This window comes from Arthrobacter sp. NyZ413 (assembly GCF_049390645.1).
In the GTDB taxonomy this organism is placed as follows: Bacteria; Actinomycetota; Actinomycetes; order Actinomycetales; family Micrococcaceae; genus Arthrobacter.
This window is the reverse complement of the sequence record NZ_CP155434.1, coordinates 74272-89714: the sequence shown is the minus strand read 5'-3', so window position 1 is coordinate 89714 and position 15443 is coordinate 74272. Positions and strand designations below refer to the sequence as shown.

The 15443-nt window shown below is 65.5% G+C and carries 16 protein-coding genes; 4 read left to right on the top strand and 12 right to left on the bottom strand.

What is annotated here, in order from left to right; genetic code table 11:
* Window positions 1–3: 3 nt before the first annotated feature.
* The 5 genes from ABCW42_RS00460 to dacB all read right to left on the bottom strand — a co-directional run bounded on the left by ABCW42_RS00460 (window position 4) and on the right by dacB (window position 5274).
* Window positions 4–588, bottom strand: a complete 585-nt coding sequence (locus tag ABCW42_RS00460; protein ID WP_423183035.1) for a SipW-dependent-type signal peptide-containing protein — start codon at window positions 586–588, stop codon at window positions 4–6.
* Window positions 589–769: 181 nt separating this feature from the next.
* Window positions 770–1321 (bottom strand): hypoxanthine phosphoribosyltransferase, encoded by a 552-nt coding sequence (gene hpt / locus ABCW42_RS00455; RefSeq protein ID WP_423183034.1) that lies wholly within the window; start codon window positions 1319–1321, stop codon window positions 770–772.
* A gap of 31 nt (window positions 1322–1352) precedes the next feature.
* Window positions 1353–2375 (bottom strand): tRNA lysidine(34) synthetase TilS, encoded by a 1023-nt coding sequence (gene tilS / locus ABCW42_RS00450; protein WP_423184970.1) that lies wholly within the window; start codon window positions 2373–2375, stop codon window positions 1353–1355.
* A 164-nt stretch (window positions 2376–2539) separates the two neighbouring features.
* On the bottom strand, window positions 2540–3652 hold the full coding sequence (locus ABCW42_RS00445) for a zinc-dependent metalloprotease (protein WP_423183033.1): 1113 nt from the start codon (window positions 3650–3652) through the stop codon (window positions 2540–2542).
* Window positions 3653–3702: 50 nt separating this feature from the next.
* Window positions 3703–5274, bottom strand: a complete 1572-nt coding sequence (dacB, locus tag ABCW42_RS00440; protein WP_423183032.1) for a D-alanyl-D-alanine carboxypeptidase/D-alanyl-D-alanine endopeptidase — start codon at window positions 5272–5274, stop codon at window positions 3703–3705.
* Window positions 5275–5409: 135 nt separating this feature from the next.
* On the opposite strand from dacB, the gene ABCW42_RS00435 reads away from it, so the two are divergent.
* Both ABCW42_RS00435 and ABCW42_RS00430 read left to right on the top strand, forming a co-directional pair.
* The gene (locus ABCW42_RS00435; protein ID WP_133203843.1) at window positions 5410–5898 is read left to right on the top strand and encodes an inorganic diphosphatase; all 489 of its coding nucleotides are present in this window, start codon (window positions 5410–5412) and stop codon (window positions 5896–5898) included.
* A 188-nt stretch (window positions 5899–6086) separates the two neighbouring features.
* Window positions 6087–6686 (top strand): hypothetical protein, encoded by a 600-nt coding sequence (locus ABCW42_RS00430; protein WP_423183031.1) that lies wholly within the window; start codon window positions 6087–6089, stop codon window positions 6684–6686.
* Here the strand turns inward: ABCW42_RS00430 and ABCW42_RS00425 are convergent.
* The 3 genes from ABCW42_RS00425 to ABCW42_RS00415 are packed head-to-tail and all read right to left on the bottom strand — an operon-like array spanning window position 6680 to window position 8534.
* Window positions 6680–7255, bottom strand: coding sequence for a DUF3618 domain-containing protein (locus ABCW42_RS00425; RefSeq protein WP_423183030.1), 576 nt, complete (start codon window positions 7253–7255; stop codon window positions 6680–6682). The genes ABCW42_RS00430 and ABCW42_RS00425 overlap by 7 nt on opposite strands.
* A complete protein-coding gene (locus ABCW42_RS00420; RefSeq protein ID WP_423183029.1) occupies window positions 7252–7680 on the bottom strand; it encodes a phage holin family protein in 429 nt (142 codons plus the stop codon). The genes ABCW42_RS00425 and ABCW42_RS00420 overlap by 4 nt, the downstream gene beginning before the upstream one ends.
* Window positions 7677–8534 (bottom strand): hypothetical protein, encoded by an 858-nt coding sequence (locus tag ABCW42_RS00415; protein ID WP_423183028.1) that lies wholly within the window; start codon window positions 8532–8534, stop codon window positions 7677–7679. The genes ABCW42_RS00420 and ABCW42_RS00415 overlap by 4 nt, the downstream gene beginning before the upstream one ends.
* 247 nt (window positions 8535–8781) lie before the next feature.
* On the opposite strand from ABCW42_RS00415, the gene ABCW42_RS00410 reads away from it, so the two are divergent.
* On the top strand, window positions 8782–9864 hold the full coding sequence (locus tag ABCW42_RS00410; protein ID WP_423183027.1) for an FUSC family protein: 1083 nt from the start codon (window positions 8782–8784) through the stop codon (window positions 9862–9864).
* Between the two features lie 7 nt (window positions 9865–9871).
* Here the strand turns inward: ABCW42_RS00410 and rfaE2 are convergent, their stop codons facing one another.
* On the bottom strand, window positions 9872–11377 hold the full coding sequence (rfaE2, locus tag ABCW42_RS00405) for a D-glycero-beta-D-manno-heptose 1-phosphate adenylyltransferase (protein WP_423183026.1): 1506 nt from the start codon (window positions 11375–11377) through the stop codon (window positions 9872–9874).
* A gap of 148 nt (window positions 11378–11525) precedes the next feature.
* Here rfaE2 and ABCW42_RS00400 point away from each other — a divergent pair, with 148 nt between their 5' ends.
* On the top strand, window positions 11526–12692 hold the full coding sequence (locus tag ABCW42_RS00400) for a glycosyltransferase family 9 protein (RefSeq protein WP_423183025.1): 1167 nt from the start codon (window positions 11526–11528) through the stop codon (window positions 12690–12692).
* Here the strand turns inward: ABCW42_RS00400 and ABCW42_RS00395 are convergent.
* Genes ABCW42_RS00395 through ABCW42_RS00385 form a run of 3 tightly spaced genes read right to left on the bottom strand, consistent with a single transcriptional unit; the run spans window position 12658 to window position 15441 of the window.
* Complete coding sequence (locus tag ABCW42_RS00395; protein ID WP_423183024.1) at window positions 12658–13353, bottom strand: SDR family oxidoreductase; 696 nt, start codon at window positions 13351–13353, stop codon at window positions 12658–12660. The genes ABCW42_RS00400 and ABCW42_RS00395 overlap by 35 nt on opposite strands.
* 58 nt (window positions 13354–13411) lie before the next feature.
* Entirely contained in the window at window positions 13412–14830 is a 1419-nt protein-coding gene (locus tag ABCW42_RS00390) for a PfkB family carbohydrate kinase (RefSeq protein ID WP_423183023.1), read from the bottom strand.
* Window positions 14827–15441: a D-sedoheptulose-7-phosphate isomerase gene (locus tag ABCW42_RS00385; protein ID WP_423184969.1), complete on the bottom strand. Its 615-nt coding sequence runs from the start codon at window positions 15439–15441 to the stop codon at window positions 14827–14829. The genes ABCW42_RS00390 and ABCW42_RS00385 overlap by 4 nt, the downstream gene beginning before the upstream one ends.
* Between the last annotated feature and the right edge of the window lie 2 nt (window positions 15442–15443).

Genomic DNA, 15443 nt, shown 5'->3' with positions numbered 1-15443 from the left:
TTGCTAGGAGGTGGATGCCGCAGTGAGCTGCCACGTGGCCGTGCCGCCCTGCCCCTGCACGAGGCCGGCTCCCGCGGTCACCTTGAAGCAAAGGAACACCGCGCCGCCAGGATCGCTCGTCGGAGAGCCTGGATCGAGCGTGAAGGTCACTCCGCTCAGAGCACCATCGAGCGCGGTGCCGGTGGGTACCAGCTCTGTTCCCGTGGTACTGCTGGAGCAACCGAAGGACGTGGGTTCAATAAGTTGGTAGCTCAGGTTCGCCACCGAGCCCGTGGCCGTGGGTGTGTTGACCGTGACGGTGGACCCCGTACTGGTGTTCGCCGCCAACCGCACGGCGAAGGGCGCATAGACCGTATCTCCCGGCGCTAAATTGTCCGGGTTGAGGGTGAATGGCAGGGCGGCTCCTGGCGACGCGGCATGGTCCGAGAAGGCCGTGCCGTCAGTACTCCCCTGCAAATTGAAATTGCCTGCCGTGAAAGTTCCGGTTGCGAATTCGGAATCGTTCCAGGCTGCCAGCACTACTGCGGCACCGACTCCGAGCACCAAACCGCCGGCCAAAAGTGCGCGGACCTTCCCGCGCGTTGACAATGAAACAGATTCAGTGCTCAAAATGCCCCCAGGTCAAGTCAAACCGCTATGAGCTGAACGCTAACACGCAAATGATCCTCTTTTGGTACGCGGCACCAAAAGAGTCAAAAATAGTTAAGAACGGAAAGCGGCCCCCCATTGGGAAGCCGCTTTCATTCCGCCATCAATCCGCGGCGGGGAATTACTCGTAAACGTGCGGTGCGAGGGTACCGATGAATTCCAGGTTCCGGTACTTTTCGGCGTAGTCCAGGCCATAGCCGACCACGAATTCATTGGGGAGGTCGTAGCCGACGTACTTGACGTCGATCTCCACCTTGGCGGCTGCCGGCTTGCGGAATGCGGTGCAGATTTCCACGGAGGCCGTGCCGCGGGATTCGAGGTTGGTCTTGAGCCAGGACAGGGTGAGGCCGGAATCGATGATGTCCTCGACAATTAGGACGTCCTTGCCCATGAGGTCGGTATCGAGGTCCTTGAGGATGCGCACGACGCCCGAGGACTGCGTGCCCGAACCATAGGAGGATACGGCCATCCAGTCCATGCTGACGTGGCTGTGGAGCGCACGCGCGAGGTCCGCCATGACCATGACGGCGCCCTTGAGCACGCCAACGATCAGCAGCTCACGGCCTTCGTAGTCCTTGTCGATCTGTGCAGCCAGTTCGCCGATTCGTTGCTGGATCTGCTCCTTGGTGTAGAGAACGTGCTTGAGGTCTGCCTGGACGTCGTTTGAATCCACCAATGGCTCCTGTGTTGATGCTCGGGTGCGGCTAGTGTTGGGGCGATGTGTGATGCCGGAATACTAGCTTCCCACAGCCGCCGCCCTCGCGGGGACCAGCGGCCGCATCACGCTCCAGTTCGCTCAGCGAGAGGCGGTAGACGCTGACGTTGCCGGGCAATTGGACGGGACCGGCGGACCCCTGCCTGCGGAGCAGCGCTTCGGCCGCCTGGAGCCGACCATAACCGGGCTGTTGGCCCCCGACGTCGGCCGCCGCCTTGGCGATGACGCGGAACCTGAGGGCCGGGGCGAGTTCCCGCAACGCACCTTCCGGGAGCCAGACGCCGTCGTCCGTCCTGTTCACCAGGCCGTCATAGCTCGCAGAGGCGAGTTCCTCCAGGAAATCCGCGTCCTGCTGGAGGATCGCCGCGGTCCGCGCAAGGGATTCGGCAACGCCCGGTCCGAGCTTGTCCTCCAGTACAGGCATCACCTCAACGCGTGTGCGGGAACGGGCGAAAGCCGGGTCCGCGTTGCTGGGATCGTGCCAGGCTTCGAGTTCCTCGACCCCGCAGATTTCCAAGGTTTCAGTTCGGCGCAGGCCAAGGAAAGGCCTCAAGAGCTTCCCCCGGGCTGCCCGCATTCCGGCGAGGGAACGGGTTCCCGAACCCCGGGCGAGGCCCAGCAACACCTGCTCCGCCTGGTCGTCCAAAGTGTGGCCGAGCAGGATGAATTGGCAGCCGAGGTCCTCAGCGGCAGCATCCAGCGCGGCATGCCTGGCGTCGCGCGCGGCGGCTTCAGGGCCGAACCCTGTTGACGCCACTTCGACGGTCCGCACCTGCACCGGCGACAAACCCAGCTCTTCCAGGATCGCGGCAGTGTGCGCGGCGACCTCGCCCGAGCCTTCCTGCAACTGATGATCGACTACGACGGCGGCAGCGCTCACCGGATGCCCGTGGACGTGGCCTCGACGCGCGAAGTAGGAAACAACGGAAGCCAAGGCCAAGGAGTCCGGGCCGCCGCTGCAGGCAACCAGGATCCGCTCCGGGTAGCCTGCAGCGGCCAGGGCGTCCTGCACCAGGTTCCGCGCTTTGCCGACGACGGGCGCCAAACGGCCGGGCCGCCGTCGTCCGCTGCTCCGTACTGTGGCTGTGCTCCGTACTATGGCTGACTCGGCAACGGGGGACTCGGGGACGCCAGGCGCGTTGCCCGACGCGCTGGGATCGGCCTCGGTTCCGGCCGTCACAGACCCATCCGCTCAAGCCACAGCTTGGCGTCGTGGATCTCGGACTCCGTAGGCAAGTGATCAGCCGATTCCCAAACCCGGTTGAGCCCTTCCATTCCGGCCACGGCAACAACGGCGCGGACGAACTTCGCGCCGTCGCTGTATTGGCGCATCTTGGCATCGAGCCCAAGGAGGCTGCGGATGAACTTTTCCATCACTCCGCGGTCCTTGCCCCGCTGGTTGAACCGCTGCCTGATGGTCTTCACCGTGGGGACCAGGGTGGAATCGACGGCGTCCATCACCACGTTCGCGTGGCCCTCCAAGAGGCTCATCACCGCGGTGAGGTGCGAAAGCGAGGCCTTTTCCTCCGGGTTCTGCAGCAAGTCCAGGATGGCTCCCCGGCCTGGAACGGCACCCACGGAACGATCACGCAACGACCGCGCGGCCGCAGTGGCCCGGTCCATGATGGAATCGACGTTGCCGAGGAGATTGGTGCTGAGCCGCTCGATTTCCTCCAGCATGTGGGTACGAAGCCACGGCGCGGCAGCAAACTGCACGCGGTGGGTTTGCTCGTGGAGGCAGACCCACAAGCGGAAATCATCCGGATCCACGGCGAGTTCGCGCTCCACGGAGATGATGTTCGGTGCTACCAGCAGTAGCCTGCCCGCCGGCGGAGCCTTGGATTCCGGGGCCAAGGACGCAAAGGGATCGTACTGGCCAAGGACTTTGCTCGAGAGGAACGCAAGCACGGCGCCGAGTTGGCTGCCGGTGATGGCTCCGCTTGCCGCCGCTGCCGCTGGAGTCAATGCCGGGCCGCGCCGGGATTCCAGCATTTGCCGGAGGGCCGGTTGGAGCATGACCGCGAAGCTTTGGGTATTGGCTTTCGCCCACGAGGCCCGGTCCACCACCAGGACATGCGAATCGCGAAGGTCGCGCGCGGCTTCGAGCCGGGTGATCTCGTGGACATGCGGGACCGAAATGTCCGCGCTGGAACGCAGGCTGTCCACTGCTTTGGCGATTTCGACCGGGCTCATTGCCGGGCCTGCGGGAGCGAGCCGGGCAGCCGTGGAAGCGGCCAGCTCCCAGTTGATGAGGGACTGGGGTTGCTGCTGAGACTCCATACGATCCATCAGAACACAGCAGGCTGTGCAAGTCCCTTAAGTTCGCTCAGCGGCGAACATCAGCCCGCTCGGCAACCGCATGATGCCAATGCGGTGGCGGACCTGTCCAAGGCTGTCTTGTTTCCCGCGGCCCCCGGCGTCAGTCCGTTCCCGATGAAGGAGAACACCAACAAGCGTCCGTCCGCGTCCACGACGTAGCCGCTCAAGGCGATGACCGAATTCAAAGTACCGGTTTTCGCCCGGACCAAGCCGGCGCCCTGGGATGTGCTCGCGTCGCCGTAGCGGTCGCCAAGCGTTCCCGTCAGCCCCGCCACGGGGAAGCCCGCCAACGCAGCGCGAAGCCTGGTGTCCGGACCGGAGGTGATGGCCCGGACCACGTCCGCGAACTGGCGTGTAGACACCTGGTTGCCCAAGGCCAAGCCGGAGACGTCGGCCAAGTGCATCGAATCCGTGGCGATTCCCGCTTGGGCGAGCTGGGCGCTGACAGCCGCCGTCGCAGCGTCGTACGTTCCCGGTTGCCCCATGGACAGTGCGACCAGGCGGCCGAAGGTCTCGGCAAGATAGTTGTCCGAGGTTTCGAGCATCAAGTCGACCTGCTGGCGGACGGTGGCGGATTCCACGCTCGCGAGGACCTCGGGCTTTCCGGCCGGAGCCTTCGCCCGCTCCACGTCCGGGGCCACCGTGAACCCTGCTGAGGCACCCGCAGCCTGGAGCTTCGCCGCGAACTCCTGTGCAGCGGTCAGCGCGGCATCCTGCGGCCGCGGCCCCGAAGTGGAGTCCGGGCTGGTCCGCGCCGAATTCAAAGCCAGCGGAAAGACCGGAGCCGTTTCGCCCGCCTCGACATCTTCGATGTGCCACGCCGGGTTCAAGGCGGGGCCGGTGAACAGGGTGTCGTCCAACTGCACAGTGACCGCGCCCTTGACTCCGCGGTCCTGCAGGGATTTCGCGGCGTCGGCGGCCAAGGTTTCGAGGCCGGCGCGGCCCAGGACCTCGCCGGGCTGCGACGGCCCGGCACCGAGCAGGACGTCGCCGCCGGCGCTCAACACAATGGTCGACGGCGACGCGCCAGCCAGGACGCGCGTGCTGAAGCGCGTTTCCGGTCCAATCGCGCGAAGGGCGGCGACGGCGGTGAGCAGCTTCATGTTGGACGCCGGAATGCGGTTCTTGGCGCCGTCGCGATCGTAAAGGGTCTGGCCGGTCAAGGCATCCTGAACGACGCCGGTGAAGTCTCCCCCGCCGTCGGGATTCAGGGCGGCGTTGACCTGCCGGGCAACGCTCGCCGGCAACGGCACGGGCGCAGAAGGATCCAAAGGTGCCACCACTTGGGTCCGGCTCAGCTCGCTGGGGACTTGCTGCCACGCAGGAACTTTGGGCGAGGGCCCGGCGGAAGGGCCTGGAAAGCCGAAGAATCCGGACGCGACGCCGAGTCCCATCGGAACGGCCAAGGCGGCAATGACCGCAGTCAACAAGAGCAATGGCAGGAAACGGAGAATTGCCTTGCTTGCTCTATTTCCGGCCTTCCGGCGCTTTCCGGATGTGCGGGGCTTTCCGGCCTTCCGGGGCCGGAGCGCGTGGGTTGGTTCCTGGTCCGAAGCGGGCTTTGCAGCCTCTGCCTCGTCAACGCCCTTCATGCAGCTTTAGTCCTCAAAGTCTTGAATGTCCCACCGTTTCAAGAAACTTGGGCCTCTCGCTATATCCTCAATAGTAGTCGGCGGCGTCGGCTGTTCTCCTGCCGCGCCCATGCCAATACCGCCAAGGAGCATTCCATGAAGCACGACGTCACGATCGAGATCCCGAAGGGATCGCGCGTCAAGTACGAAGTTGACCACGAGACCGGTCGCGTCCGCCTGGACCGCGTCCTGTTCACGTCCATGCAGTACCCCACCCACTACGGGTTCTTCGAGAACACGCTGGGCGAAGACGGCGACCCGCTGGACGCACTGGTGCTCCTGCAGGATTTCGACCTGTACCCGGGCGTCATCGTCGAGTCCCGCCCGATCGGCGTCTTCAACATGACCGACGACGGCGGTGGAGACGCCAAGGTCCTGTGCGTTCCCGCGGACGCGCGTTTCGACCACATCCAGGAAATCTCGGATGTCAGCGAATTCCTGATCAAGGAAATCGAGCACTTCTTCACCCGCTACAAGGACCTCGAGCCGGGCAAGTGGGTCAAGGCCGAAGGCTGGGCCGACCGCGCAGCTGCCGAGGCCGAACTCGAAGCCTCCATCAAGCGTTTCGCGGCCGAAGGGCACTAACCTTCTCCCGAGGCGCCCAGCGCCTTGTGACTTGCACGGCTGACCTGCACGACGGCGGCGGGTGCGGTTCCACGTGGACCGCACCCGCCGCCGTCGCTGGTTAATGTCGCTTGCTAACGGGGAGTCCAGAACCACCTTGGGATTAATTGCTTGAAAGTCGGCTACCTCCCGGCAATGATTGATCAACCATGTTCACGCTGACGATCAACCAACGCGACAGCCGCAGCGACGGAGACCTTGTTCCGCAGTTACTTAAAGACTTGCGGCACATTCCTGCGCGCTTGGACTTTGACAGGTCCGTGAAGGACGAAGTCCAAGGCATCGTGGACGTCCCACACCAGGCAGTCGAAACGGCACTCATCGCGTTGCGGACCGGACGGTGGTACGTGGGCATTGGAGTGGGACCGGTCAACGAACCCCTGCCCAGCCAAATCAAGGACGCCTCCGGACATGGCTTGGTCTACGCGCGCCGGGCCGTGGATCGCCTGCGGAACGGCAAGGAGCGTGTGCCTGTGGCCGTCGAAGGGCCGGTTGCCGCCCTCGCCGCCGAATCGGAGGCAGTGTTAAGGCTTCTGGGACACATCGTGCAGCACCGCAGTGTTGCCGAGTGGCGCGTCCTGGATCTGTTGACTCCGGGAGTGCGCGGACAGCAGAAGACCGTGGCCCAGGAACTGGGAATCAGTACCCAAGCCGTGAGCAAGGCACTCTCTCGCGCCCAATGGGCCGAGGAACACGCTGCCAGGCCCGCTGCTGCCCGCCTACTCGCGCTGATCCTCGAGGTCTACTGACCGCCGAGGTTTTCCTTGGCGGCCTGCGCCCGGTCCTGCACGTCGGCCGCTGCGTCCAGACCCTCGTCCTGGATGTTGCCCACCGCCTCCGAGGCGCTTTCCCTGACGTTCTGGACCGCGTCCATGGCCGGTTGCTGCAGGTTCCCAGCGACTTCCTGGGCGGCGTGCCCAAGCTCAGCGGTCAATGGTTGCGCAGCTTCCTTGACGGCTTCCGCGGCTTCGCGTTCCTTCTCGGTGGGCGGGAAGAGTGCGGACAGCAGCAACCCGGCCCCAAACGCGATGAGGCCGGCGGCCACGGGGCTGCCTTGCGTTTTGCGCGCGACGATCCGGGGCGCGTCGCCGATATTTTCAGCGACGTCGGACACGGCGTCCTGCGCGCTCCGGACCGCGCCGCCCGCCGTTTCCTGCATGTCCTCGCGGGCACCGAAAACTGCGTCCTTGATCCTGTCCACTTTCCGGTGGATGACGTGCGAGGGCGTCACCTTGTCCGCCACGGCATCAATGTTCGTGCCAAGGCGCCGCCGGGTTAGTTCGATATCGGCGCGCAGTTCATCCGGGTTCTGAGTCATCGTGTCTCCTCGGGATGTGGTTTCAAAGTTGGCGGAATTTCCTGCAGTGTCTGCGAGGTTCGTGGTAAGCCCTTGATGGTGCGGAGCTCCTTGCGGCCCGTGACCGCGAGGATCGTGGCGACAATTGCCCAGATGATTGCCACGATCAGGGCAGACCATCCGAGGCCGATAAGCAGGCCCAGGGCCCACCACACGGCGATCGACAGGAACACCAGCGCAAAGTGGCTTGCCCAGGCGGCCCCGGCCATCAAGCCGGCTCCCTTGCCCGCCTTGGTTGCGGATTCCTTGAGCTCGACCTTAGCCAGCTCTACTTCCTGCCGCATCAGGGTGGATACGTCCCGCGTCAGCTCGTTGAGCAACTCCCCGAGGGGTACGTTCTCTGCCTTGACCTGCGCGGGCGTGGGAGGCAAGTCAGCATGGGTCATCGTGAGCCTCCGTATTCGGGATCATCGGGGTAGCGCGTTCCCAAGGGGTCGCCTTGAATCTTCTCCGGATCCGGAGACGCGCTCCCGGGCTCCGATCCGGGAAAGGCGCCTGGCTCGGTTCCCGGCGCGGTCCCGGGGTCTGCCCCAATGCCAGGGGAGCCGAAAACGGGGTCGACAAAGCCGGGCGCCGGCGTCTGGTAGCCCGCATTTGTCACCGCGGGGCCGGGGAGCTCGACGGCGGGCGGCGGCACGGTTTGTCCGGCCGCGGGGGAGAACCCAGCTGCGCCTCCGGGCGTACCGCGGTAAGTTCCAGTTCCGGTGCCATCGGAAGCGTTCTCCGCCAGTCCGCGGCCGAGCCTTCCGGCGATGACCCCTGCGCCCGCGGCCAGCAAGAGGAAGGCTCCCGGACGGCGTCGGGCGAAGTTTTTCATCTCATGCAGGACAGCCCCCGGATCACGGTTCTCGAGCCACTCGGCGACCGAGGCGGAACGCTCTGCCACTTGGTGGACCAAGTCCGCGGCAACCCCGCCGTCTTCGGAGGCATTCGCCATGGTTGCAAGGTCATCGGAAATGGACCGCAATCCCTTGGCAACCTTCTGCTGCTGGGTTGCTGCTTGGTCTGTGAGTTCCCCCTTGGTCTGCGTCATGAGCTCGCGGGCATTTGCCCTGACTTCCCGCGCAACCTGGGTCGCCTCTGTTTTGGCGGTATCGGCCACGTTTCCGGCGGCTTCGCCTACGGCGTCGGCCACTCCGGCGGCTTCCGCCTTGGCATCTTCCGGCGTGACAGACCCGGAACCCGTACCGGAACCACCCCGAAAAACGTTTGGATCGGTGTCGCCGTAAGGATCAGTCACCGCGGGATTTTGCACGTGTGGCGCCGCAAAACTTCCGTCCTGCGGCGATTGGCTCTCAGTCATTGTCGCTCTCTTTCCACAGTTGGCAGGCTGCGGACAGCAGCCGGATAGTAAGCATCCTTACCATCAACAGCTTCTGTACCCTCTTGTGATGTCTTCAATCGCCTTCGAAGAAACTCTTCAGCGAGAAATTCCGCGAAGGGATTACGGCTCGACATGAGCCTGGCTCCGTGTCTACGTTGGACACATGAGCCTCAAGCCACAGCTTCGGCGGCTCCTCCCCGCGCTCCGGCAAGCCGCTTCGCGACACCACCTCCTTTTTGCCGGAAAAACGGCCCTCGCCGCAGGATTGGCCTGGTATTTGGCGCCGTTCATGCCGGGACCAGCCGCGTCCTATCCGTACTATGCTCCCCTTGGTGTCCTCGTCAGCATGCATCCCACCGTCGTGGCCTCGGCCAAGCACGGACTGCAGAGCCTCCTGGGGCTCGGCCTGGGAATCGCCATGGCATTCGCCGTCACCACCGTCGCAACGCCCAGCGCCTTTTCCGTCGCGGTGGTGGTGGGAATCGGAGTGATCATCGGCGGCCTCCCACGCCTCGGGGCCGCCTCCGAATGGGTCCCGATGGCTGCCCTCTTCGTGCTTGTCCTGGGCAACTCCAATGCCCCCGGATTTTCCTTCGGCTACGTCCTCCAAATGGGCATGGGTGTCGCGGTAGCGATACTCATCAATTGGGTGGTCTTCCCGCCCTTGCACCTCGAGGGCATCGATCCGGCAATTGCCGGCCACCAACGCGCCCTTTCCCGGCAATTGCGGGACATGGCAATGGCCATGACCGAGTCTTGGCCACCCAACCACGAGGAATGGGCAGGACGCAGCGGTGAACTGTCACGGACTGCGACGGCCGTGCGGAATGCAGTAGGGGAAGCGGAACTAAGCGCCAAAGCGAACCCGCGGTCCCGCCGTCGTGCCCGCCGCCTCCCGTCCGACCTGGCCGGCCTGAGGACCGTCGAGCGATTGACCTTCCACGTGCAGGACATCACCGATGTCCTGCAGAGCGTGATCTGGGAGAAGGACGCGGGAACGGTCATTCCGGACAGCGTCCTGGCGAACCTCTCGGGAGCTTTGGAGGCGGTGGCCGGAGTCATCAACGAATGGCGGAACGGGGAGGCCCAGCGATTGAAGGACCGCATTGCCGAAGCCAAGGAAGGCGTGGCGTCGCTTGGCGGTTCGATCACCGAAGCCGCGGCCGGTCAGGCTTCCGTGAACGCCGCAGCCTCGGTGGCCATGAGCCTGCGGCGAATGATCACCGTGATCGCAGAGGCCGACTAGTTCAGGTTCAGAAGGCGTCGCCCGCGGACCGGATGCGGGCCAACACCGCGCTCGTGGAGTGTTCCGGGACGTAATCCAAAATGCTGACCACGCCGCCGCAGCGCTCCACCGCCTCCGTTTCGGCGAGCATCTCTGGTGTGTAGTCACCCCCTTTGGCGTACACGTCGGGCTTCAACAATTCGATGAGGGGGATAGGCGTCGGGGTATCGAAAACCGTGACATAGTCCACGCAACTGAGCGCGGCGATCACGGCAGCCCGGTCCGCTTCCTGGTTTACGGGCCGGTCCGGGCCTTTGAGTTGGCGAACCGAGGAGTCGCTGTTGAGCGCCACCACCAGCACGTCCCCCAATTGCTTGGCCTGGTTGAGGTATCGAGTGTGGCCACGATGCAGGACGTCGAAGCAGCCGTTGGTCAGCACGATCCGGCGGCCCTCCGCCCGGTGCGGGGCGAGCTGGGCCGCCAGTTCCGTCGCGGTGAGAGCGGTGTCCGCGAACTGGCCTAAGTGCCGGGCCAGTTCTTCCGTACTGCACACCGAAGTGCCCGGGCGGTGCACGACGACGTCCGCGGCGGCCTGTGCGAGGTCGACGCTTGTGGTCAAGGGAAGGCCGACGGCGCGCGCGATGGTCAGTGCGGCAACGAAGGTATCGCCAGCTCCGGAAGCCTGCTTTTCGGCTTCCGGCCGCGCCCACGTGCGGTGGCTGGCCTGGTTGGGCCGCAACGTCAGCGTGCCGTCGCGGTCAAGTGTTACGACGACGGCGCCGGCGCCGGACGCGGCCAGGAGACCGGGCGCGTGGGCCTCCACCGAGGGACAACGCGCCGCTCCCGCCGGGAACCCGGCCCCCACTAGGCGGCTGGCTTCCTCGGCGTTCGGAGTGGCAACGTCTGGCACGAGTGCCGACCAGCGGGCCGGATCGTGCGCGTCCACCACAAGGAGGGCTTTGCGCCGCAATTCGCTGGACGGGCCAAGGGCTCCAACGATCGCATCCTTAGCCGGCCCTTCGAGCGTGCCGGCCGAGTAATCACAGAGCACGACGGCATCGCAATCGTCCACCGCGGCAGGAATAGCTGCAGCCAAGCTGCCCAGCGCGTCCGCCTGGACCTCCGCGGCGCAATCATCCAGGCGCACCATGATCTGGCCGCCGCTACTCACGCGGAACTTGGTGGTGGTTGTCATTGACTCATGTGCCACCAAGTGAGAGGTATCCACTCCACCCTCGGCTAGCTTTTCGGCGAGCTGTTGGCCTGCGGAATCCTTGCCGATCAAGGAGACGAAGCGAACCCGGGCTCCCAACGCCGCAAGGTTCATCGCCGTGTTCGCGGCGCCTCCGGGCACGAAGTCACGTCGCCGGAGCTGGACGACCGGCGCGGGTGCCTCCCGGCACAACCGCTCAATCACCCCGTCCCACCATCCGTCCAGAATCGCGTCCCCGATGACCGTTATCACGGGCTTTTCCTCGGCCAGGCGTCGCGGCAACCATTCAGCCAGGCCTTCTTGATTCGAGAGGCGTGCCATGGGGTACCTTCCGGTAGTCGGCATGTTCTTTACCCCCACGTACCCCGAACCCCTCCCTTCACACACGGGCACGGGGAAGTTTTCGGATCCCGGCACGGGCGTAGGGAACACGGAATCCATTGGCTAGAACTTCGAAAGGAAGCAGAGCGTGGACAATCCAGCAACAAGCAGCGCAACGCCGTCCCCGCGGTACGGATCCGGGGTGGGGCCGGTGCTGGAGAAGTTCCTTGGCGTGGAGCGCATTGCCGTGCTGCGGGGTGGCGGCCTGGGTGACCTCTTGTACACCTATCCGGCGCTCACAGCGCTCCGGGAAGGCTACCCCGACGCCGAGATCACCCTCCTGGGAACCCCAATTCACGCCGTGCTGGCGGCAGAAACCGCAGGGCCGGTCACCGACGTCGATATCCTGCCGTTCGCCCAAGGAGTGCGCGACGGAGCCGAGGACGCAGCCCGGCAGGATGGGTTCTTCGCCACAATGCAGGCAAGGAAGTTCAACCTGGCACTTCAAATGCACGGGGGTGGACGCTTTTCCAACCCTTTCCTCCTGCGGCTGGGTGCCGAGCACACCGTTGGCACGCGAACCCCGGATGCCGTCCCGCTCGAACGGAACCTGGACTACGCCTACTACCAAAACGAACCCGACCGCTGGCTCGAAGTGGCGGGACTCGCAGGCGTCGCGCCGCTCATACCCGCTCCGATGCGTCCGCTCCCGAGACACCAAGGCAACATCGCCCCGCTCCTTGAATCCCAGGGCCGTCCCCTCGTGGTGGTGCATCCGGGCGCAACCGACCCCCGGAGGCGCTGGCCGGCGGCGTACTTCGCAGAAGCGGCGGCGAAAATTGCCACCGAGGGCGCCAACGTCCTGGTGGTTGGAGACGCATCGGAGCGGCTCCTCGCACAGGAAGTGGCGGAGCTCGCCTCCGGCGCCGTCGACCCAGCGCACGAAGGCGCCGTGCGCTCGGTGGCGGGAGAGCTTGGCCTCGGGGAACTCGCGGCGCTCCTGGATGCCGCGAGCGTGATGCTGGCCAGTGACAGCGGGCCGCGACACCTCGCACAAGCTCTCGGGACCCCCACGGTGGGGATCTTCTGGATCGGAAACGTCATCAACGCCGGACCACGGGGCCGCAGCCTCCACCGGATCCACATGTCGTGGGAGACCCGGTGCCCGGTGTGCGGGATCGACATCACCCAAGTGGGATGGACCGCCCCGCACTGCGGCCACGACGACACCGTTGTCCGGGGTATCGACGTGGCCGCGGTTGTTCAGGACCTGCGGGACCTTATGGCCACGAGCCTTCTTCTGCGGGGCAAATGAGGAGTTCGCGGACCTCGCACCCCACGGGCTGCGACAACGCGAAAACCACGGCCTGGGCGACGTTGGCGGGATCGTTGAGCTTCGAATCGTCCTGCGGTTTGTACTGCTCTTCGCGGTCGTCGAAGAAATGGGTCTTCATGCCGCCCGGAATGATGGTTGTGACTCCAATGACCCCACCGGTTTCCGCCGCGAGGGCACGGCTGAACCCGATTACCCCGAACTTGGAAGCGCAGTACGCCGTCGCATCGGGAAGCGCCCGAAGGCCCAGCGTAGAAGCAATAGTGACGGCCCGGCCACGGGACTCTTTGAGGTAGGGCAGTGCCGCGCGGACAACGGAAACCGTGCCGAGGAGGTTCACTCCGATCACCCGCTCCCACTCGACGGCTGGGACATCTCCCAGCTTGCCGCACCTGTCGATGCCGGCGGCAGTAACGACCCCGTCCAGCCCGCCTAGGCTCTCGGCCGCCTCGCGCACGGCTTCTTCCACTTCCTCGCGCTTGGAAACATCCACCTCCCGGGCCTTCGCGCCGGAAACGTTGCTGACGTCCCGGTCAAAGACGAAGGGCGTTCCTCCGGCATCGCGGATCGCTTCGACGATGGCTGCTCCGAGGCCCGAACCGCCCCCTGTCACAATGACGCGGCCTGGTGTTTGCGTGCTCATGCGGAATCCTTTCGTTACGGTGGCGGCCGGACGGTCCGGCCTCCAGGATCAGGGGTTGTCAGCCGACCTTCGCGAGCGCCTCGGCCAGGCCGCTCGTGGATCTGGCGGGATGGAACGGAACGGTGACGCACTTGCCGCCCCAACTCTCCACGAGTCGGGCTTCAGGAAGGTCACCGGGTTGGTAGTCGCCTCCCTTGACCCAAAGGTGGGGACGAATCGACTCGATGGAAGCCTCAGGGGTGTCCTCATCGAAAATCACCACGGCGTCCACGCATTGAAGCGTCAGGAGGAGCTCAGCGCGGTCTTCTTGGCTCACGATCGGCCGAGGATCACCCTTGAGGCGACGCACGGAATCGTCGGAATTAAGGCACACCACCAAGCAATCTCCCATGCTTCGGGCAGCGGCCAAGGTGCGGGCATGGCCGGCATGCAGGAGGTCAAAGCAGCCTCCTGTGGCGACGACGGTACCTCCGGCGGCACGCACCCTCCGGGCGAGCTGGATTCCGTCGTGCCGGTTTCCCCGCGGGGCATTGTTTTCGGCGCCCCGGCTACTTCCGGCTTTCGACTCCGGCTGGTCCGCTGCCGGCTTGCCGCCTACCCCTTGGAGCGAAGCCGCACCCCCGTTTCCCAGGAACTCCGAGGCGTCTGCGACTGCCCGGGCGGCCGCGCGAGGCAGGTCCAGGCCAAGCGATAAATAGACAGCAAGGCTTCCCGCCAGCCTGTCCCCGGCACCGCAGGGATCTTCGACACGGGCCGGCGGCGCAGGAACATGTTCCGCGGAGGAACCATCCACCAGCACGGCTCCGTCCTCGCCGATGGTGACCAGGACAGCTCCGCAATTCCACTGTTCGAGGAGGACTTCCCCGGCTTCCTCCGCGGCCTTCCGCAAGGGATGGGTACCGGATGGTTTCGCGAAGGCGAGCGCCTCCGCCAGGTTGGGCGTCACCGCGGCGGCCCCTTCCACCGGGGTACTTCCCGACGGGTGCGGATCCCACACCACCGGCACCCGGGAAGCTGCCGCCGTGAGGGCCGCTCGGACATCTGCGTTGGACGTGATGCCCCGGCCATAGTCGGCAACCACGATCACCTCTGCCGACTCGATCGCCGCGGCCATCGCCCCGGTGCAGTCCGGCGTCGGCACTGGAGCGCAGCCTTCGTCGAAACGGACCATTTGGTGGGTTCCGATCCGGACGCGCGTTTTCGTGGGAGTCGCGGCGAGCGGGGCTCCGGCGAGCACCGACACGGTGGCCAGGGCAGCATCGAGATAGCTCGCGCTGTCGTCGTCCGACAGTGCGGTGACCAACGTGACGTCGTGGCCGTCACGCGCCAGCAGGGTGGCCACCAGGCCCGCTCCGCCAGCCCGACGCCGGACCTCGGCGACGTCGACCACCGGCACCGGCGCGTCAGGGCTGAGCCGGGAGGCGGTCCCGTTGATATCGACGTCGAGAAGGACGTCGCCCACCACGGTAACCCTCACGGTACGACTCCCGTATGCCCCGATGTCGGCGAGCCGGTGCGACGGGCGACCTCGGCGTCGAACGCGCGGCACATGGCGTGGATCGCGATGAGGTGCCCCTCTTGGGCGTTCGCCGCGATCGCTTCGACCGTGATGGCATCGTCGCACGCCAAGGACAAACGGTTCGGCCCCTTGCCGGTGAGCGCCCAAGTACTGATGCCGCGCTCCTTGGCCGCCATGACCGCACGCAGCAGGTTGGGGCTGCGACCGCTCGTCGAGAGCAAGAGCAAGACGTCACCGGCGCGTCCGTGGGCCCGGACCTGACGCGCAAAGAGTTCTTCGTAGCCGTAGTCGTTGGCCACAGCGGTCACGGTGGAAGAATCCGAGTGCAGGGCGATCGCCGAAAACGGGACGCGCTCGGAGTCGAACCTGCCCACGAGTTCGGCAGTGAGGTGCTGCGCCTCGGCGGCCGAACCGCCATTGCCGGCGGCCAACAAGCGGCGACCGGCCAGGAGGCGGACCGCAAGTTCCGTTCCCCACGCTGAAAGCCTGACCGATTGGGAACGCAGCGAGTCCAGGGCCGGAAGGACATTGTCCAGATGATCGGCCACGGTTTGCTCGTTGAGGGACATGT

Bases quoted from the DNA above. Each gene is read 5' to 3' on its own strand.
- ABCW42_RS00445 (WP_423183033.1), bottom strand. From the start codon at position 3,652: ATGGATCGTATGGAGTCTCAGCAGCAACCCCAGTCCCTCATCAACTGG.
- dacB (WP_423183032.1), bottom strand. From the start codon at position 5,274: ATGAAGGGCGTTGACGAGGCAGAGGCTGCAAAGCCCGCTTCGGACCAG.
- ABCW42_RS00435 (WP_133203843.1), top strand. From the start codon at position 5,410: ATGAAGCACGACGTCACGATCGAGATCCCGAAGGGATCGCGCGTCAAG.
- ABCW42_RS00430 (WP_423183031.1), top strand. From the start codon at position 6,087: ATGTTCACGCTGACGATCAACCAACGCGACAGCCGCAGCGACGGAGAC.
- ABCW42_RS00425 (WP_423183030.1), bottom strand. From the start codon at position 7,255: ATGACTCAGAACCCGGATGAACTGCGCGCCGATATCGAACTAACCCGG.
- ABCW42_RS00420 (WP_423183029.1), bottom strand. From the start codon at position 7,680: ATGACCCATGCTGACTTGCCTCCCACGCCCGCGCAGGTCAAGGCAGAG.
- ABCW42_RS00410 (WP_423183027.1), top strand. From the start codon at position 8,782: ATGAGCCTCAAGCCACAGCTTCGGCGGCTCCTCCCCGCGCTCCGGCAA.
- rfaE2 (WP_423183026.1), bottom strand. From the start codon at position 11,377: ATGGCACGCCTCTCGAATCAAGAAGGCCTGGCTGAATGGTTGCCGCGA.
- ABCW42_RS00395 (WP_423183024.1), bottom strand. From the start codon at position 13,353: ATGAGCACGCAAACACCAGGCCGCGTCATTGTGACAGGGGGCGGTTCG.
- ABCW42_RS00385 (WP_423184969.1), bottom strand. From the start codon at position 15,441: ATGTCCCTCAACGAGCAAACCGTGGCCGATCATCTGGACAATGTCCTT.